We start from the raw sequence: 18,225 nt of genomic DNA, 5'->3' as shown, positions 1-18,225 counted from the left end.
TCGCATGCTGCACAGCGCTGGCATCAGCGACTTTTGCCTGCGTTCGGAACTGGCCGCGCAAGCGATCGAACTGCCGTCTGGCCTTGCCCTTAGCGCCTGCCGCTTCACGATCGAAGACGACACGCTCGAAGCCTTGGCGGCACGCCTCCCTGCCGTGCTCGAACGCGCGCCGCTGAAGCGGAAGATCGAGTTCCTTGCCGGCCGCCGCTGCGCCGCTGCGGCCTTGCGCAAGCTTGGCTGTGAAGACGACGGCGGCCTGCCGATCGGTCCTCGTCGCGCGCCGACATGGCCGGAGGGTTTCGTCGGCTCGATCAGTCACGGCGATGGTCTGGCAGTCGCCGTCGCGGCGCAGTGCGGTGATGCTGCGGCACTCGGCATCGACATCCAGTTGTGCCCGCCGCCGGAACTGGCGCAGCGGCTGGCCTTGCGCTTCAGTCAGCTACGCGAATGTCAGCTGGGCGAGCGTCTCGAGATCGCAGCGGCGGACTGGACCACCCGCTTGTGGGCGATCAAGGAAAGCCTAATCAAGGCGGTCGATGCACCGAATTCAACGCGCCTGAACTTCTTCGATATCGAGATCGTCGAGGCCGATCGGCAGTCAGCCGTGGTCGCGTTTCGCGGTCAGCGAGCCGTAGCGCTGCATGCAGCCATCGGCAACCGTGCGTTCGCTTTGACTCGACTCAAGACAGGCCCGTGATGTTGCCGTCGTCGTCGATGTCGATGTGCTCGGCCGCCGGGTGCAGCGGCAGGCCGGGCATGGTCATGATGTCGCCGCAGATCGCGATCACGAAGCCAGCGCCGGCGGACAGCCGCACTTCGCGGATCGGCAGCACATGGTCTTCCGGTGCGCCCTTCAGTGCGGCGTCGGTCGAGAACGAATACTGGGTCTTGGCGATGCACACCGGCAGCCGGCCGTAGCCGGCCTCGGTCCATTCCTTCAGCTGCTTGCGGACCTTGGCATCGGCGCTGACGCCGGAGGCGCGATAGATGCGCCGGGCAACGGTTTCGATCTTGTCCAGCAGCGGCAGCGCATCGTCGTAGACGAAGCTCGGCGAGGCCGGCGCGGCTTCGCAGAGTTCGACGACGATCCGTGCCAGCGCTTCGGCACCGGCCGGGCCCAGCGCCCAGTGCTGCGCCACCACGCAGGGCACGCCGAGTTCGGCGCAGGCCGCGTGGATCAGGTCCAGTTCGGCTTGGGTGTCGGCAGTGAAATGATTGATCGAGACCACGCAGGGCAGGCCATAGACCTCGCGGATGTTCTCGATGTGGCGACGCAGGTTCGACAGGCCGCTGCGCACCGCATCGAGGTTCTCGCGGCCCATGTCGGCCATCGCCACGCCGCCGTGGAACTTGATCGCCCGCACGGTGGCGACGATCACCGCGGCTGCCGGATTCAGGCCGGCCTGGCGGCACTTGATGTCGATGAATTTCTCGGCGCCGAGATCGGCGCCGAAGCCGGCTTCGGTGACCACGTAGTCGCCGAGCTTCAGCGCTGCCTTGGTGGCGATCACCGAATTGCAGCCGTGGGCGATGTTCGCGAACGGACCGCCGTGGATCAGCACCGGACTGCCGGCGATGGTCTGCACTAGGTTGGGCTTGATCGCGTCCTTGAGCAATGCCGCCATCGCGCCATCGCATTTGAGATCGCGCGGCGTGATCGGCGCGCCGCTCAAGGAGTAGCCGATGATGATGCGGCCGAGGCGGGCCTTGAGATCGGCCAGCGAGGTTGCCAGACACAGGATCGCCATCACTTCGGAAGCGACGACGATGCTGAAGTGATCCTCGCGCGGCAGGCCGTTGGCCTTGCCGCCGAGCGCGACGACGATGTCGCGCAGCGCCCGGTCGTTCATGTCGACCACCCGACGCCAGGAGATGCGATGCAGATCGATCTGCAAGGCATTGCCGTGGTGGATGTGGTTGTCGATCATCGCCGCGAGCAGGTTGTTGGCCAGGCCGATGGCGTGAAAATCACCGGTGAAATGGAGGTTGATGTCCTCCATCGGCAGCACCTGGCTCTGGCCGCCGCCGGTGGCGCCGCCCTTCTTGCCGAAGCAGGGCCCGAGCGAAGGCTCGCGCAGGCAGGTGACGCTGCGCTTGCCGATCAGATTCAGCGCATCGCCGAGGCCGACGGTGGTCGTGGTCTTGCCTTCGCCGGGTGGCGTCGGCGTGATCGCGGTGACCAGCACCAGCTTGCCGTCCGGCCGATCCTTGAGCTTCTCGATGTAGCCGAGCGACAGCTTGGCCTTGTAGTGGCCGTAGGGAATGCCGAGGCAGGTCTCGATCAGGGGAATGATTGCTTGCAGGCGCGCCGCCAGGGCAATCTCGATATCGCTGGGCATGGGCGAAACGATTCAGTACGTGGGATGGAGGTTGCTGTCTTTACGGCCTGATTCAGTGCGCGGACGCAGCTTTGTCGCGCCGGAACAGCTTGCCGCCGAGCAGGAACACTGCCAGCGCCAGCGCACCGGCTATGAGGCCGACGACGCCACCGATCGCCGCATTGGCGATCGAGGCGAGCAGGCCATTGCTGCCTTCGAGCAGATGATGGATCGCCTCGCCGGCAGCCGGCACGCCGTGCACCAGAATGCCGCCGCCGACCATGAACATCGCCGCCGTGCCGACGATCGACAGCATCTTCATCAGCTTCGGCGCCGCCGCCAGCAGCAGGCGGCCGAAGCCGCGCAGCGCGGCACTCGGCTTGCGGCTGAGATACAGGCCGGCGTCATCGAGCTTGACGATGCCGGCGACCAGGCCATAGACGCCGACGGTCATGATCACCGCGATGCCGGCCAGCACCGCCAGTTGTTCAACGAGTGCTGCGGTGGCGACGGTGCCGAGGCTGATGACGATGATTTCCGCCGACAGCACGAAATCGGTGCGGATCGCGCCCTTGATCTTGTCGCGCTCGTAGGCGACGACATCGAGCGCGGGATCGCTGAGCAGTTTCAGGCGTTCCTCCTGCTCGTGGCCATCGGCCGGATGCAGCAGCGGATGGGCCAGCTTCTCGACCCCTTCGAAGCACAGGTACAGGCCCCCGAACATCAGCAGCGGCTGGATCAGTACTGGCGCCACGGCGCTGATGCCGAGGGCCGCCGGCACCAGGATCAGCTTGTTGACGAAGGAGCCCTTGGCCACCGCCCAGACCACCGGCAGCTCGCGATCGGCGGCCACACCGGAGACCTGCTGCGCGTTCAGCGCCAGATCGTCGCCGAGCACGCCGGCGGTCTTGGTCGCCGCCACCTTGGTCATCGTGGCGACGTCGTCGAGCATGGTCGCGATATCGTCGATCAGCAGAAACAGGCTGGAGCCGGCCACGTTGGAATCCTTTGCGAAGAGGGTGCAGCCTTGGGCCGCGATGCCGCGAAGTATGCCTTGGCTTCAGAGGCGTCACGGAGTGTTGCAAACTGCGAGCCTGCGCCTCATCCCGAGGCCGCTGTGCCACCCTTTCCGTGACCGAACCCGATTTCCTGGACGCCGAACGCGCAGCCGTCTACCGCGCCATCCACGAGCGGCGCGACATGCGCCATTTCGTCCGCGAGCCGGTCGCCGCGGCGACCTTGCAGCGTCTGCTCGAAGCGGCCCACGCGGCACCCAGCGTCGGCCTGAGCCAGCCCTGGCGTTTCCTGCGGATCACCGATGAAGCGCTGCGCGAGGCGGTATACGCTCAGGTTCAGCAGGAAGTGGCGCGCACGGCCATCGCCCTCGGTTCGCGCCAGGACGAGTTCCTGAAACTGAAGGTGGAAGGCATTCGCGACTGCGCCGAACTGCTGGTCGCCGCCGTCCACGACGCCGGGCCGGACACCGAAATCTTCGGCCGCCGGACCATGCCGTCGATGATGTCGACGGCCTCGGTCGCCTGCGCGATCCAGAACCTGTGGCTGGCGGCACGCGCCGAAGGTCTGGGCCTCGGCTGGGTGTCGATGTTCGAGCCCGCCGAACTGGCCCAGCTGCTGCAATTGCCGGCCGATACCCAGCCGATCGCCGTGCTCTGCCTGGGCCCGGTCAGGGCCTTCTATCCGGCGCCGATGCTGCAGCAGGAACACTGGCGCCAGCCACGCCCGCTCGATGAACTGCTGCACGAGAACCGATGGCCGCGCTGAGCGATGGGCTGTTGCAACTGCATGCCTTGATCGCGGCCGCGGCGCGCGCATGAACCCGAACACCTTGATGGTGCAGGGCACCACCTCCGATGCCGGCAAGAGCACCCTGGTCGCCGGGCTTTGTCGCGTGCTGCTTCGGCGCGGTATCCGGGTGGCGCCGTTCAAGCCGCAGAACATGGCGCTGAACAGCGCGGTGACTGCCGATGGCGGCGAGATCGGCCGTGCTCAAGCGCTGCAGGCGCTGGCCGCCGGCGTGCTGCCGACCACCGACATGAACCCGGTGCTGCTCAAGCCGAACAGCGATACCGGCGCCCAGGTGATCATCCACGGCCGCGCCGTCGCCAACATGGAAGCGGGCACGTATCACGACTACAAGAAGGTCGCCCATGCCGCCGTGCTGGCTTCGCATGCGCGGCTGAGCGCGGCTTATGAGGCGATCATCGTCGAAGGTGCCGGCTCGCCCGCCGAGATCAATCTGCGCGAAGGCGATATCGCCAACATGGGCTTCGCCGAAGCGGTGGACTGTCCGGTGATCCTGATTGCCGACATCGATCGCGGCGGCGTGTTCGCGCATCTGGTCGGCACCCTGGAACTGCTCAGCGCGAGCGAGCAGGCGCGAGTCACCGGCTTCGTCATCAACCGCTTTCGCGGCGACATCAAGCTGCTCGAATCCGGTCTGCGCTGGCTCGAAGCGCGCACCGGCAAACCGGTGCTCGGCGTGCTGCCGTACCTGCACGGCCTGGCGCTCGATGCTGAGGACGCGATTGCCGGCAATGCCCAGAGCCAGCCTGGCGCTGCGCTGAGCATCGTCGTGCCGGTGCTGCCGCGAATCAGCAACCACACCGATTTCGAGCCGCTGCGCGCGCTGCCTCAAGTCAACCTGCATTTCGTCGGCCCAGGCGAAACGCCGCCGCCGGCGGACCTGGTGATCCTGCCCGGCTCGAAGTCGGTCCGCGCCGATCTCGCTCATCTGCGCGCACAGGGCTGGGAGGCTTATCTCGCCAAACATCTGCGCTACGGCGGCAAGCTGATCGGCATCTGCGGCGGCTTCCAGATGCTCGGCACGTGCATCGACGATCCGCTCGGCCTCGAAGGCGCGAAAGGTGCCAGCCCCGGTTTCGGCTGGCTCGATTTCGAGACCCGGCTGGCGGCGACCAAGCAGCTGCGCAACGTCTCCGGCAGCTTGCTGCTCGACGGCGGCGTACCGATGGCCGGCTACGAGATTCATGCCGGCGTCAGCAGCGGGCCGGCGCTGTCCTTGCCCAGCGCGATGCTCGATGCCGGCAGCGACGGCGCGATCAGCGCCGACGGCCAGATCCTCGGCAGCTACGTGCACGGCCTGTTCGATCGCCCCGAAGCCTGCACCGCGCTGTTGCGCTGGGCCGGGCTCGCCAAGCCCGTAGTCAGCGATCATGCAGCCCGTAGAGAGGCGGCGATCGACCGCCTCGCCGACAGCATCGAACAACACCTCGACCTCAATCTCATGTTGAAACCGCTCAAAGCATGCGCAGCCTGATCCTCGGCGGAGTCCGCTCCGGCAAGACCCGTCACGCCCAATCCCTTGCCGAAGCCAGCGGCCTGCTGGTCAGCTATGTCGCCACCGCGCAGGCCGGCGATGGCGAGATGGCCAGCCGCATCGCCCATCACCGGGCCAGCCGGCCGGTCAACTGGCAGCTCGTGGAAGAGCCGCTGGCGCTGGCCTCGACCCTGCACGCGGTCGCCGCACCGGGCCGCTGCATCCTGGTCGACTGCCTGACCCTGTGGCTGAGCAATCTGCTGCTGTTCGAGAACGGCAGTCGCCTCGCCGCCGAGCGCGATGCGCTGCTGGCAACGCTGCCGACCTTGCCGGGCGAGATCATCCTGGTCAGCAATGAGACCGGCCTTGGCGTGGTGCCGCTCGGCGAGCTGACCCGGCGTTACTGCGACGAAGCCGGCTGGCTGCATCAGGCACTGGCGGCCCAGTGCGAGCGGGTGGTGTTCACTGTTGCCGGCCTGCCGATGGTCTTGAAGGAAGTGACGCGATGAACTGGTGGACGCAAGCCGCGCAGACGCCGGACGCCGGCTTCGAGCAGGCCGCGAGGCAGCGGCAGTCCCAGCTGACCAAGCCGGCCGGATCGCTCGGCCAACTGGAGACTTTGGCGATCCGGCTGGCGGCTTTGCAGCGCCGCGAACGGCCGCGCGCCGAACGCATCGCGATCACCGTGTTCGCGGCCGATCACGGCATTGCGGCGCGCGGCGTGTCGGCGTTTCCTCAAGCAGTGACCCAGCAGATGATCGCCAATTTTGCGAGCGGCGGCGCAGCGATCAGCGTGCTGGCGCGAACGCTCGGCACCAGTCTGGAAGTGGTCGATGTCGGCAGCATCAACACCGGCGCGGTGCCGGCCGGCGTCGTCGATGCGCGGGTTGCTGCGGGCACTGCGGATTTCTCGCGCGGGCCGGCGATGAGTGCGGCACAGCTTGAGCAGGCCTTGATGGCCGGACATGCAGCCGTGGCGCGGGCAGGGGACGTCGACCTGTTCATCGCCGGCGACATGGGCATCGCCAACAGCAGTGCGGCGACGGCGCTGGCCTGCGCGCTGCTCGGCGCAGCGCCCAACGAACTGGCCGGGACGGGCACCGGGCTCGATGCCGCCGGAGTACGGGCCAAGGCTCGAGTGATCGCCGAAGCGCTGGCGCTGCATGCCGCCCATCTGGTATCGCCGGAAGCGGTGCTGGCCAGACTCGGCGGCTTCGAGATCGCAGCGATCGCCGGCAGCACTATTGCCTGTGCGCAGCGCGGTGTGCCGGTGCTGGTCGACGGCTTCATCGCCAGCAGCGCCGCGCTGTGCGCCGTGCGCCTGAACCCCAGCGTGCTGCCCTGGCTGATCTTCGCGCATCGTTCGGCCGAGCCGGGCCATGCGCGGATGCTGGCGGCGATGAACGCCGAGCCGCTGCTCGATCTCGGCCTGCGCCTTGGCGAAGCCAGCGGCGCGGCGGTCGCGGTACCGCTGCTGCGCCTGGCCTGCGCGCTGCATAACGAGATGGCGACGTTTGCCAGCGCGGGTGTTGCCGGGAAAGACGCGTGTTGAGCCTGACCCTGCTGCGTCATGGTGCGGTCGACGAGCGGCCGTTCGTGCTCTGGGGCCAGCTCGATCCGCCGGTCAGCATCGCTGGTGATGCGGCGACGCAGCGGGCAGTCATCGGTCAGCGCTGGGCCGGCGTGATCAGCTCGCCGCTGCAGCGTTGCCGTGTCTTTGCGCAAGACCTGCAGCCGGACTGCCAGGTGATCGACGATCTGCGCGAGATGCACTTCGGCCTCTGGCAGGGCCTGACGCCAGCCGAGGTGATGGCCCGCGACGGCGCGCGCTACGCCGCGTTCCAGGCCGATCCGGAAACGCTGGCGCCGCCGGAAGGCGAAGCACTGCCGGCCTTCCGTGCACGCGTGTTTGCGGCACTGAAGAAATGGCGTGAAACGGGCCCGGACGGCGACTGGCTGTGCCTGACCCACGGCGGCGTGATCCGCGTGCTGCTGCAGGAATGGCTGCGGATCGACGATCACTGGCGCATCGCGGTGCCGCCTGCCACGTCGTTGAAATTCCTGTTGCCGGACGGTGGTGATCCGGTCTTGCTTGCATTGAGGCCGCCATGCGCGGACTGATCCTCGCCACCCAGTTCCTGACCCGCCTGCCGACGCCGCAGGTGCGGGATTTCGAGCCTGCCGATCTGACCCGCTGCGCAGTCTGGTTTCCGCTGGTCGGCCTGATCATCGGCGCGCTGCTGGCTGGGCTGGCGATGCTGGTTCGCGACCAGCATCCGGCGTTTGCCGCGCTGCTGGTACTGGCGCTCTGGGTCTGGGTCACCGGCGGGCTGCATCTCGATGGTCTGGCCGATCTCGCCGATGCGCTTGGCGCTGCACATCGTGATCCGAAGCGCTTCTTCGAGGTGCTCAAAGACCCGCACCTCGGCAGTTTCGGCGTGCTGGCGCTGGTGCTGATGCTGCTCGCCAAGCTGGTGCTGCTGACCTTGCCCGGCGCGAGCTATACGGCGCTGCTGCTGATTCCGGCCTGGGCGCGGCTGGCGCCGCTGGTATGGGTCTGGTGGCTGCCGCCGCTGCATGGCGGCATGGGCGATCGTTTCGCCTGGGATCGCCAACCCTGGGCGGTGCTGCTGTGGACCTTGGCCCTGGCGGCTGCCAGCGCTTGCTTGAGTCCGCGGCTGCTGATCGCGCCGATCCTGATCGCCGGCTGGGGCCTGTTCCTGAAGCGCCGGCTCGGCGGTCAGTGCGGCGATGCGCTCGGTGCCGGCATCGAACTGGTCGAAGTAGGGCTGCTGGTCGGCCTCGTCGCCAAAATGGTCTAAGCGTCGTTACCGAACTTCACGCGCCGCTGCTTGCAGGCCGGCGCTGCGCTGACGCAAGGTAGCGATCGGGGTCGTCAGGTGAATTTCCGGTCGATTTTCAGTCGATCTCCGCGCTGTTTCGGGACTTGGCCGCGAACCATTGAGGGCGCGGCACGTCCAAGCGGTTCAGTCGCGCTCGATGAATGCGGGCCGGCTTCATTGCAAGCAAACCTTCAGATGGATGAGAAAAAACGCATGCGCAGAGTCGTGGCGATCGCGCTGGTGCTGGGTGTGGTTGCCCCGCTGGCCGGGTATTTCGTGTTGCGCAAGCCGGCGACGTTCGGTGTGAACCATGAGGTTGGCGCGGCTGAGTCCGGTACGGGCAAGGGTGGTCGCCCCGGCGCCAATGGGCCGATTCCGGTGTTGCTGGCCGAGGTCGGCCGCCGCGATGTGCCGATCTATCTCGATGGCCTCGGCACCGTGCAGGCGTTCAACACGGTGACGGTGCGGCCGCAGGTCAGCGGCCAGCTGGTGTCGGTGGCCTTCGAGGAAGGGCAGACGGTGAAGGCCGGCGAGCTGCTGGCGCAGATCGATCCGCGCAACTTCGAGGCCCAGCTGCAGCAGGCGCAGGCGCAGCAAGCCCAGAACCAGGCGCTGCTGAATACCGCCAAGCGCGATCTGCAGCGCTTCAGCGAACTGGTCGGCGATGGCTATGTGTCGAAGCAGCAGCTCGACACTCAGGCCCAGACCGTCGCCCAGGCGCAAGCCACCGTGAGCGCCAACGAGGCCGCCGTGCAGAGCGCGCGCATCTCGCTGGGCTTCGCGCGGGTCACCGCGCCGATCTCCGGCATCACCGGCCTGCGGCTGGTCGATGTCGGCAACATCGTCGACGCCGGCACCACCACCGGCATCGTCGTGGTCACCCAGGTGATGCCGATCTCGGTGGTGTTCACCTTGCCCGAGCAGAGCCTGGCCGATATCCGCGCGGCGGGCGGAGCGGGCAAGTCCGGCGTCAAGGTGCTGGCCTTCGATCGTGACAACAGCAAGCAGATCGCCACCGGCGAGCTGACCGTGGTCGACAACCAGATCGACCAGACCACTGGCACCATCCGCATGAAGGCGACCTTCGCCAACCAGGACCGCGCGCTATGGCCGGGCCAGTTCGTCAACATGCGGCTGCTGGTGCGCACCGAGAAGAACGGCCTGGTGATTCCTGCCAGTGCGGTGCAGCGTGGCCCGAACGGCGACTTCGTCTATGTCGAGAAGACCGACGACAAGGGCGCCCGCATCGCCGACAAGCGCGACGTCACCGTCGCCCGCAGCGAGAACGGCACCGCGCTGATCGCCAAGGGTCTGAACGATGGCGATCGCATCGTCGTCGAAGGCCAGTACCGTTTGCAGCCGGGCTCGAAGATTCGTCTGGCCAGTGATCCGGCGCCGGATGCCAAGGCTGCCGGCAAGCCCGGTGATCACGCCGGCGCCGGCACAGCGGCGTCACGTTGAGCCTCCTTTCCAGCCTCGGGCGAGCCACCCAGCCATGAGCGTTTCCGAGCCCTTCATCTCGCGCCCGATCGCGACCACGCTGTTGATGATCGCGGTGCTGCTGCTCGGTGCGCTCGGCTATCGCGGCCTGCCGATCGCGGCACTGCCGGATGTCGATTTCCCGACCATCCAGGTCACCACGCAATTGCCGGGCGCCAGCCCGCAGGTGATCGAATCGCTGGTGACGACGCCGCTGGAGCGGCAGTTCGGCACCATTGCCGGCCTGTCGTCGATGAACTCGAACTCGGCATTCGGCCTGTCGACGATCACCCTGCAGTTCGTGCTCGACCGCGATATCGACAACGCCGCGCAGGACGTGCAGGCGGCGATCAATGCTTCGCGCGGCACCTTGCCGAATGATCTGCCGTATCCGCCGGTCTACAACAAGGTCAACCCGGCCGATGCGCCGATCCTGCAGCTGGCGATCAGCTCCGAAGTGCTGCCGCAGAACCAGGTCGCCGATTTCGCCGATTCGGTGCTGGCGCAGAAGCTGTCGCAGGTCAGCGGCGTCGGTCTGGTGTCGATCCAGGGCAACCAGCGGCCGGCAGTGCGCATCCAGGCCAATCCGACTGCGCTGGCCGGGCTGCAGCTGGGGCTGGAAGACATCCGCACTGCGCTCCAGCAGGCCAATGTCAACGCGCCGAAAGGCAGCTTCGATGGCCCCAAGCAGAGCTTCACCATCGGCTCCAACGACCAGATCATCTCGGCCGACGAATACAAGCCGGTGATCATCGCCTACCGCAATGGCGCGCCGGTGCGCTTGAGCGATATCGCGACCGTCCTCGAAGGCGTGGAGAACGAGCAACTGGCGGCGTGGGTGAGCTCGACGCGCTTTGCGAGCACTGCTCGCAGCGGCGACGAGCGCCCGGCCACGGATGGCCGGGCCGGGGCCAGCGAGGCGCGCACCGCCTCGCCAGGGACGGCAGACGCAACGTCCGATCGACCGAGTGAATCTCGTCCGGCGGTGCTGGTCGATGTCCGCCGCCAGCCCGGCGCCAACATCATCGAAACCGTGCAGCGCATCCAGGCGCTGCTGCCGCAGCTGACTGCGAACATCCCGGCGTCGATTCATCTGGAGGTGCTCGCCGACCGCACCGAAACCATCCGCGCTTCGGTGCACGACGTGCAGTTCACGATGATGCTCACCGTGGTGCTGGTGGTCATGGTGATCTTCGTATTCCTGCGCAAGCTGTGGGCGACGGTGATCCCCAGCGTGGCGCTGCCGCTGTCGATCATCGGCACCTTCGGCGTCATGGCGCTGTGCGGCTTCTCGCTCGATAACCTGAGCCTGATGGCGCTGACCATCGCCACCGGTTTCGTCGTCGACGATGCGATCGTGATGATCGAGAACATCGTCCGCTACATTGAAGCCGGCGAAGACCCGGAAACCGCCGCGCGCAAGGGCGCCAAGCAGATCGGCTTCACCGTGGTGTCGCTGACCGTCAGCTTGATCGCGGTGTTCATCCCGCTGCTGTTCATGAGCGGGGTCATCGGCCGGCTGTTCCGCGAGTTCGCGCTGGTGCTGACCATCGCCGTGATCTTGTCGGCCTTCGTCTCGCTGACCCTGACGCCGATGATGTGCGCCAAGCTCCTCAAGGCCGAAGACCCGAACGCCAGGCACGGCAAGCTGTTCAATTGGAGCGAGCGGCAGTTCGACAATCTGCTCGATAGCTATTCCCGTTCGCTGCGCTGGGTGATGGCAAGGCCGAAGCAGACCTTGCTGGTCTTCGGCCTCACTCTGATCGCCACCGCCTGGCTGTTCATCAGCATTCCGAAAGGCCTGCTGCCGCAGCAGGACACGGGTGTCATCGTCGGCGTCGCCGAAGCCGAAGCGAGCATCTCGTTTCCGGCGATGCAGGCACGCACTTTTGCGCTCTCCGAAGCGATTCGCGTCGATCCGGACGTGAAGAGCGTTGCCGCCTTCGTCGGCTCCGGCAGCATCAATCCGACTCTGAACACCGGCCGCCTGAACATCGTGCTGAAGCCTAGGGCTGAGCGCAGCACCAGTGCCGATGGCGTCATTCGTCGGCTGAAGACGCTGGCCGCCGATGTCGAAGGCATCACCCTGTTCATGCAGCCGGTGCAGGATCTGCAGATCGACAGCCGCATCGCCCGCACCCAGTTCCAGCTGGTGCTGAAAAGCCTCGATGCCGCGGAACTGGCCGAGTGGACGCCGAAGTTCATCGACGCCCTGAAGCGCCAGCCCGAGCTGACCGATGTCACCACCGATCAGCAGGTCGATGGCTTGTACCTGAAGCTCGACATCCAGCGTGATCGCGCCAGCCGCCTCGGCGTGCCGGTGCAGGCGATCGACGACACGCTGTATGACGCGTTCGGTCAGCGTCAGGTGACGACCATCTTCACCGCGATCAACCAGTACCGGGTGGTGCTCGAAGTGCCGCCGGAGTTCCGCAAGCGGCCGGATGCGCTCGATCAGCTCTATGTGAAATCGACCAGCGGCAGCCTGGTGCCGCTGTCTGCGGTGGCCACCGCGACGACCGTACGCGGCCCGCTGGTGCTGAGCCATTTGGGCCAGCTGCCGGCGGCGACCTTGTCGTTCAATCTCGCGGCCGGGCAGTCGTTGAGCCACGCCTTGCCGGCGATCGATGCCGCGGCTGCCGAGATCGGTCTGCCGACCTCGGTGCAGCGCAGCTTCTCCGGCAGTGCGGCCGAATTCCAGACCTCGCTGGCGAGCATGCCCTGGCTGATCCTGGCGGCCATCGTCGTGATCTACATCGTCCTTGGCGTGCTCTACGAGAGCTACATCCACCCGATCACCATCCTGTCGACCCTGCCGTCCGCCGGCGTCGGCGCGCTGCTGGCGTTGATGCTGACCGGCCAGGATTTCTCGGTGGTGGCGCTGATCGGCGTGGTGCTCTTGATCGGCATCGTCAAGAAGAACGCGATCATGATGATCGACTTCGCTTTGGAGGCCGAACGCGATCACGGCAAGCCGCCGCATGAGGCGATCTTCGAAGCCGCCTGCCTGCGCTTCCGGCCGATCATGATGACGACCATGGCGGCACTGCTCGGCGCGCTGCCGCTGGCGCTGGAATCGGGCACCGGTTCGGAGCTGCGCAATCCGCTCGGCATCGCCATCGTCGGCGGCCTGATCCTCAGCCAGATGCTGACCCTGTACACGACGCCGGTCATCTATCTGGCGATGGACAAGCTGGCCAAGCGCTTCAGCCGCAAGGATGGCGAGGCCGCGCCGACCCCGGTGGTGCAGGCAAAGTGAACCTCAGCGCGCCCTTCATCGCGCGGCCGATCGGCACCAGCTTGCTGGCGATCGGCATCTTCCTGATCGGCGCGCTGGCCTATTCGCGGTTGCCGGTGGCACCGCTGCCGCAGGTCGAATTCCCGATCATCTTCGTCTCGACCCAGCAGCCGGGGGCTTCACCCGAAACCATGGCGCAGACCGTGGCCGCGCCGCTGGAACGGCGCTTCGGCCAGATCCCCGGCGTCAACGAGATCACCTCGTCGAGCGCGCTCGGCAGCGCCACGGTGGTGCTGCAGTTCGATCTCGATCGCGACATCGATGGCGCCGCGCGTGACGTGCAGGCGGCGATCAATGCCTCGCTCGCCGACCTGCCCGCCGGCCTGCCGGCGCCGCCGACCTGGCGCAAGGCCAACCCGAATGATTCGCCGATCCTGATCCTGGCGCTGACCTCGGACACCGTCGGTCTCGACAAGGTCTACGAGTTCGCCGACAACCAGCTGAACCCGAGTCTGTCGCAGGTGAAAGGTGTTGCTGAAGTGCAGATTTCCGGCGCTGCGAAGCCGGCGATCCGCATCCAGGCGAATCCGGCGCAGCTGGCGCAGATGGGCCTGTCGATGGCGACGGTGCGCACGGCGATCAACGCGCTGACCGTCAATCGCGCCAAGGGCTCCTTGAGCGACGAGGCGCAGACCTGGGTCATCGATGCCGATGACCAGCTGGCCACCGTCGAGGACTTCCGCAACGCCATCATCGCCACGCGGGACGGCGTGCCGATCCCGCTGTCCTCGGTCGCCACGGTGATCAATGGCCAGGAGAACGCCCGTCTGGCCGGCTGGTACAACGGCAAGCGCGCGGTGCTGGTGTTCATCCGCAAGCAGGCTGATGCCAATGTCATCGAGACCGTCGACCAGATCCTCGGCCAGCTGCCGGCCTTGCGCGCCAGCCTGCCGCCGGGGGTCGAGCTGTCGATCCAGGCCGATCGCACGCAGACCATTCGCGCCTCGGTCGACGAGGTGCAGATTGCGCTGGTGCTGTCGACCGCGCTGGTGATCTTGGTGATGTTCCTGTTCCTGCGCCGTGGCGTGCCGACGGCGATTGCCGGCGTCACCGTGCCACTGGCGCTGGCCGCGACCTTCGCGGCGATGTGGCTGCTCGACTACAGCCTCGACAACCTGTCGCTGCTGGCGCTGACGGTGTCGGTGGGCTTCGTCGTCGACGATGCGATCGTGGTGATCGAGAACATCGTTCGCCATATCGAGAAGGGCGAGAAGCCGCGCGATGCCGCACTGCGCGGCGCCAAGGAAATCGGCTTCACGGTACTGTCGATCACTGTGTCCCTGATCGCCGTGTTCATCCCGATCCTGTTCCTGGCGGGCATTCCCGGCCGGCTGTTCCGCGAGTTCTCGGTGACCCTGGCGGTGGCCGTCGCGGTATCGGCGCTGATCTCGCTGACCCTGACGCCGACCCTGTGCGCGAAATTCCTGCGCCCTGAGAACCATGAGCGCGTACCGGGCCGGCTTGAACGAGGCCTGGAAGCCGGCCTGGCCTGGCTGCTCTCCGGCTACCGGGTCGCGCTGCTGTGGGCGCTGCGCCACACGCGGATCATGGCGCTGTTCACGCTCGGCACCGTATTCCTCACCGGCTACCTGTACACCATCGTGCCGAAGGGCTTCTTCCCGCAGCAGGACACCGGTTTCATCTCCGGCAACCTGGTGGCGGCGCAGGACACCTCGTTCGCGGCGATCGCCGAAAAGACCCTGAAAGTGGCCGATGTCGTGCTCGCTGATCCGGCCGTGCAGTCGGCGGTCTACTTCGTCGGTGGCAGCCGCGGCGCCTCGAATTCCGGGCGCATGTTCATCAACCTGAAGACGCCGGAACAGGGCCGCAAGATCAGCGCCGACAAGGTCATCGAACGGCTGCGGCCGAAGACCGCGAAAGTCGAAGGCATCGAGATGTATCTGCAGGCGGTGCAGGACCTGCGCGCCGGTGGCCGCTCCGGCCGCTCGCAATACCTGTACGCGCTGCGCGCGCCGGAAGCGAAAGACCTCTACGAGTGGACGCCGAAGCTGGTCGAACGCCTGAAGAAGATGCCACAGTTGGTCGACGTGTCTTCCGATCTGGAAACCGGCGCACTGCAGTTGAATGTCGTCGTCAATCGCGATGCCGCCTCGCGCCTCGGCCTGCGCCCGGCCACTGTCGACCAGGCGCTGTACGACGCTTTCGGTCAGCGTCAGATCGCGCTGATCTACGACCGCACCAACACCCATCGGGTGATCCTCGAAGCCACGCCGGACGAGCAGCAGGACCCCTCCGAGCTGGCCCGCATCCAGGTGGCCACGCCGTCCGGCGTCGCCGTGCCGTTGTCGGCGATCGCCCGTTTCGAGTTCGGCACCGCGCCGCTGTCGATCAATCACGAAGGCCAGTTCACCGTCGTCAACCTGACCTTCAATCTGCTGCCCGGCGCCAGCCTGCCGCAGGTCGAAGCGCAGATCGCCAAGGCGATGGTCGATCTGCAGATGCCGGGCGAGATACGCGGCGGCTTCGGCGGCAGTGCCGCGCTGTTCGCCAGCGGCCTCGATGCCTTTCCGATCCTGCTGCTGACCGCGCTGCTCGCGGTCTACATCGTGCTCGGCATGCTCTATGAAAGCTGGGTGCACCCGCTGACCATCCTGTCGACGATTCCCTCGGCCGGCATCGGCGCGCTGCTGGCGCTGCTGGCCTTCGACATGGAACTGTCGCTGGTGGCGATCATCGGCATCATCCTGCTGATCGGCATCGTCAAGAAGAACGCCATCCTGATGATCGACTTCGCGCTGGAAGCCCAGCGCCACCGCGGCATGAGCCCGCGCGACGCGATCTTCGAAGCCTGCATGACCCGTTTCCGGCCGATCACCATGACGACGATGGCCGCCGTGTTCGGCGCCGTACCGCTGGCGATCGGCCTCGGCACGGGCTCGGAACTGCGGCAACCGCTCGGCATCGCGATCATCGGCGGCCTGCTGCTGAGCCAGTTGCTGACCCTGCTGACGACGCCGATCGTCTACCTCGGTTTCGAGAAACTCACCGGCTGGCGCCGGCGTCGCCGCGAGCGCCGAACGAACCTGAGTGCGGCCCCAGTCTGAAAAAATCTCCGGACGGAGCGCCAAACCCGATCACCAAAACGGTTAGACTGCGCGCCCAGTCGGAGAGTAGCTCAGCTTGGTAGAGCACCTGCTTTGGGAGCAGGGGGTCGCAGGTTCGATTCCTGTCTCTCCGACCATCACGTGGCAAAGCCGCGCAGCGACGTGAAAAAGAACCCCCCTTCGATGGGGGATTTTTTTTGCCCGACGCTCAGTTGAACCAGCGCCGCAACGCGATCACACCGAGCAGCGTGCCGATCAGTTCGCTGCCAGCGACGAATCCCGCCGAGACGATGAAGGTCATCCGGTGATCACCGGGCGGCACGCAGGTGACGTTGTCCGGCGAAATCAGGATGTAGTGATTGACGATGCCGAACACCAGCGCCGCCGCCATCGATCCGGTGTAGAGCACCACTCCGACTTTCTTCAGCTTGGTCCACAGCAGCGCCGCGGCCAGCAGCGGCAGGATGACGACTACCAGGCCGACGAAGGCCATCTTCGGCGGGTCCAGTTCCACCGGCACCGACAGGTGGGCGCCGCCATGCCAGAGCGCGATCGCGCAGTGAATGAGGGCGAAGATGCTGAGCACGCCTGCTGCCTGACGGGTGTTCCTGGTCTCGATCATTGTTGTTCTCCCCCTGGTTCTTTCGTTTGAGCTTTTGCCTGGTGCTTGGGCCGCCGTCGCCGTTTCGATACGGCCGCGCGCTCGGCTTGCGCCGTTCGGCCTTCCGCTTGCGCTTCGGATCGCGCCGCCAGCCGCCCGGTCAGCCAGACCTTGATTTCGGAGGGCATGCCGGCCGGTGCCTTGCGGGCCACCGTCGTCACCAGATCGGCCAGCGTGGCGCGGCCGAGTTCGGCACGCATGCTTTGCTCGGCACGCAGCATCACCGCGTGGATCGAGCAGACGCCCTGGGTCGACCAGGCCGGTGCCTTGCCCTTGAAGATCGCGCAGCGGCCGCGGATTTCCTGGCAGTCGAACAGGGGTTTGTGGCCTTCGATGGCGTCGACCACGTCGAGCACGGTGATCTTCGTCGCCGGCCGCGCGAGCCGGTAACCGCCACGGATGCCGGCGCTGGCGCTGACGATCCCGGCCTTCTCGAGCTTGGGAAAGATCTTCGCCAGGAACGAGGGCGACACGCCCTGCAGCTCGGCCAGATCACGGCTGCTGGCCGGCGCAGCATCGGGCGCCGCCAGCCAGAGCAGGCAATGCAGCCCGTATTCGATACTGTTTCCCAGATGCGCCATAACGCGGACTTTAGTTGTCCGCGTTTATTGGCGCAAGCCGGATTCAGTGATCCGCCGCGTGCAGCTTCCGGTGCATGCGCCGCAGGCCCAGCCAGACGCTGATGAACAGCACCGGCAGTGCCAGGCCGACGACCAGGTCCGGGTCGATCGGCAGATGCGCCGCCTTGCCGGCCTTGGCCAGATAGCCGACCAGCCCTGAGGCGTAATAGACGATCGCCGCCACTGACAGGCCTTCCACCGTCTGTTGCAGGCGCAGTTGCAGCCCGGTGCGGCGTTCCATCGACGCCAGCAGTGCCTGGTTCTGGCGCTCGCGAGTGATGTCGACGCGGGTCGACAGCAGGCCGCTGACCTTGGCGACGCGATCGGACAGCTCGTGCAGACGCTTCAGCGTGTGCCGGCAGGTCAACACCGCCGGGCCCAGGCGGCGGGTCATGAACTCGCCGATCGGCTGCACGGCCGGCAGCCGGCGTTCGCGCAGTTCCTCGATGCGGGTACTGACCAGCGCGTGATAGGCGATGCAGGCGTTGAAGCGGAACTCGGTGGTCGCCAGGCTGCTTTCGACGGCGGCGGCCAGCTGGGTCAGCTCGTGCAGCAGCGCTTCATCGGCCACCGCGCCGTCCTCGGCGGCGATCTGGGCGGTCAGTGCCCCGAGCGACTGCTCGATGGCCCGCGTCCGCGGCGC

Annotated in this window: 15 protein-coding genes and 1 tRNA gene; 11 read left to right on the top strand and 5 right to left on the bottom strand. The window is 66.7% G+C overall.

What is annotated here, in order from left to right:
- The first annotated feature begins 4 nt into the window (after window positions 1-4).
- Window positions 5-697: a 4'-phosphopantetheinyl transferase gene (locus Q0D45_RS10750; RefSeq protein WP_293392456.1), complete on the top strand. Its 693-nt coding sequence runs from the start codon at window positions 5-7 to the stop codon at window positions 695-697.
- Here the strand turns inward: Q0D45_RS10750 and Q0D45_RS10745 are convergent.
- Both Q0D45_RS10745 and Q0D45_RS10740 read right to left on the bottom strand, forming a co-directional pair.
- Window positions 681-2,339 carry a formate--tetrahydrofolate ligase gene (locus tag Q0D45_RS10745; RefSeq protein WP_293392454.1) on the bottom strand — a complete coding sequence of 553 codons (1,659 nt, stop codon included), beginning with the start codon at window positions 2,337-2,339 and terminating at the stop codon, window positions 681-683. The genes Q0D45_RS10750 and Q0D45_RS10745 overlap by 17 nt on opposite strands.
- A 52-nt stretch (window positions 2,340-2,391) precedes the next feature.
- Window positions 2,392-3,315 (bottom strand): DUF808 domain-containing protein, encoded by a 924-nt coding sequence (locus tag Q0D45_RS10740; RefSeq protein ID WP_293392451.1) that lies wholly within the window; start codon window positions 3,313-3,315, stop codon window positions 2,392-2,394.
- Window positions 3,316-3,449: 134 nt separating this feature from the next.
- Here Q0D45_RS10740 and bluB point away from each other — a divergent pair, with 134 nt between their 5' ends.
- From bluB to Q0D45_RS10690, 10 genes are all read left to right on the top strand, one after another.
- Window positions 3,450-4,100, top strand: coding sequence for a 5,6-dimethylbenzimidazole synthase (bluB, locus tag Q0D45_RS10735; protein WP_293392448.1), 651 nt, complete (start codon window positions 3,450-3,452; stop codon window positions 4,098-4,100).
- 49 nt (window positions 4,101-4,149) lie between these two features.
- Entirely contained in the window at window positions 4,150-5,616 is a 1,467-nt protein-coding gene (locus Q0D45_RS10730) for a cobyric acid synthase (RefSeq protein ID WP_293392445.1), read from the top strand.
- A complete protein-coding gene (gene cobU / locus Q0D45_RS10725; RefSeq protein WP_293392442.1) occupies window positions 5,604-6,125 on the top strand; it encodes a bifunctional adenosylcobinamide kinase/adenosylcobinamide-phosphate guanylyltransferase in 522 nt (173 codons plus the stop codon). The genes Q0D45_RS10730 and cobU overlap by 13 nt, the downstream gene beginning before the upstream one ends.
- Window positions 6,122-7,168 (top strand): nicotinate-nucleotide--dimethylbenzimidazole phosphoribosyltransferase, encoded by a 1,047-nt coding sequence (gene cobT, locus Q0D45_RS10720; RefSeq protein ID WP_293392439.1) that lies wholly within the window; start codon window positions 6,122-6,124, stop codon window positions 7,166-7,168. The genes cobU and cobT overlap by 4 nt, the downstream gene beginning before the upstream one ends.
- Window positions 7,165-7,737 carry a histidine phosphatase family protein gene (locus Q0D45_RS10715; protein ID WP_293392436.1) on the top strand — a complete coding sequence of 191 codons (573 nt, stop codon included), beginning with the start codon at window positions 7,165-7,167 and terminating at the stop codon, window positions 7,735-7,737. Before cobT ends, Q0D45_RS10715 begins: the two co-directional genes overlap by 4 nt.
- Complete coding sequence (cobS, locus tag Q0D45_RS10710; RefSeq protein WP_293392433.1) at window positions 7,725-8,438, top strand: adenosylcobinamide-GDP ribazoletransferase; 714 nt, start codon at window positions 7,725-7,727, stop codon at window positions 8,436-8,438. The genes Q0D45_RS10715 and cobS overlap by 13 nt, the downstream gene beginning before the upstream one ends.
- A 234-nt stretch (window positions 8,439-8,672) precedes the next feature.
- Complete coding sequence (locus Q0D45_RS10705) at window positions 8,673-9,920, top strand: MdtA/MuxA family multidrug efflux RND transporter periplasmic adaptor subunit (protein WP_293392431.1); 1,248 nt, start codon at window positions 8,673-8,675, stop codon at window positions 9,918-9,920.
- 34 nt (window positions 9,921-9,954) lie between these two features.
- Window positions 9,955-13,197 (top strand): efflux RND transporter permease subunit, encoded by a 3,243-nt coding sequence (locus Q0D45_RS10700; protein WP_293392428.1) that lies wholly within the window; start codon window positions 9,955-9,957, stop codon window positions 13,195-13,197.
- Window positions 13,194-16,301, top strand: a complete 3,108-nt coding sequence (locus Q0D45_RS10695; RefSeq protein WP_293392425.1) for an efflux RND transporter permease subunit — start codon at window positions 13,194-13,196, stop codon at window positions 16,299-16,301. The genes Q0D45_RS10700 and Q0D45_RS10695 overlap by 4 nt, the downstream gene beginning before the upstream one ends.
- Before the next feature lie 60 nt (window positions 16,302-16,361).
- Window positions 16,362-16,438, top strand: a tRNA-Pro gene (locus Q0D45_RS10690).
- A gap of 71 nt (window positions 16,439-16,509) precedes the next feature.
- Here the strand turns inward: Q0D45_RS10690 and Q0D45_RS10685 are convergent.
- From Q0D45_RS10685 to Q0D45_RS10675, 3 genes are all read right to left on the bottom strand, one after another.
- The gene (locus tag Q0D45_RS10685) at window positions 16,510-16,923 is read right to left on the bottom strand and encodes a hypothetical protein (protein ID WP_293392422.1); all 414 of its coding nucleotides are present in this window, start codon (window positions 16,921-16,923) and stop codon (window positions 16,510-16,512) included.
- A complete protein-coding gene (locus Q0D45_RS10680) occupies window positions 16,920-17,543 on the bottom strand; it encodes an Rrf2 family transcriptional regulator (RefSeq protein WP_293392420.1) in 624 nt (207 codons plus the stop codon). Before Q0D45_RS10680 ends, Q0D45_RS10685 begins: the two co-directional genes overlap by 4 nt.
- 43 nt (window positions 17,544-17,586) lie before the next feature.
- Window positions 17,587-18,225: DUF3422 domain-containing protein (locus tag Q0D45_RS10675; protein WP_293392417.1), on the bottom strand; the 639-nt coding region annotated here is incomplete at its 5' end.

The sequence above is a fragment of the Nevskia sp. genome, assembly GCF_023266035.1.
In the GTDB taxonomy this organism is placed as follows: Bacteria; Pseudomonadota; Gammaproteobacteria; order Nevskiales; family Nevskiaceae; genus Nevskia.
This window is presented reverse-complemented; position numbering and strand designations above follow the sequence as displayed.

Bases quoted from the DNA above. Each gene is read 5' to 3' on its own strand.
- Q0D45_RS10745 (WP_293392454.1), bottom strand. From the start codon at position 2,339: ATGCCCAGCGATATCGAGATTGCCCTGGCGGCGCGCCTGCAAGCAATC.
- cobU (WP_293392442.1), top strand. From the start codon at position 5,604: ATGCGCAGCCTGATCCTCGGCGGAGTCCGCTCCGGCAAGACCCGTCAC.
- cobT (WP_293392439.1), top strand. From the start codon at position 6,122: ATGAACTGGTGGACGCAAGCCGCGCAGACGCCGGACGCCGGCTTCGAG.
- Q0D45_RS10680 (WP_293392420.1), bottom strand. From the start codon at position 17,543: ATGGCGCATCTGGGAAACAGTATCGAATACGGGCTGCATTGCCTGCTC.
- cobS (WP_293392433.1), top strand. From the start codon at position 7,725: ATGCGCGGACTGATCCTCGCCACCCAGTTCCTGACCCGCCTGCCGACG.
- Q0D45_RS10730 (WP_293392445.1), top strand. From the start codon at position 4,150: ATGAACCCGAACACCTTGATGGTGCAGGGCACCACCTCCGATGCCGGC.
- Q0D45_RS10685 (WP_293392422.1), bottom strand. From the start codon at position 16,923: ATGATCGAGACCAGGAACACCCGTCAGGCAGCAGGCGTGCTCAGCATC.
- Q0D45_RS10705 (WP_293392431.1), top strand. From the start codon at position 8,673: ATGCGCAGAGTCGTGGCGATCGCGCTGGTGCTGGGTGTGGTTGCCCCG.
- Q0D45_RS10750 (WP_293392456.1), top strand. From the start codon at position 5: ATGCTGCACAGCGCTGGCATCAGCGACTTTTGCCTGCGTTCGGAACTG.
- Q0D45_RS10700 (WP_293392428.1), top strand. From the start codon at position 9,955: ATGAGCGTTTCCGAGCCCTTCATCTCGCGCCCGATCGCGACCACGCTG.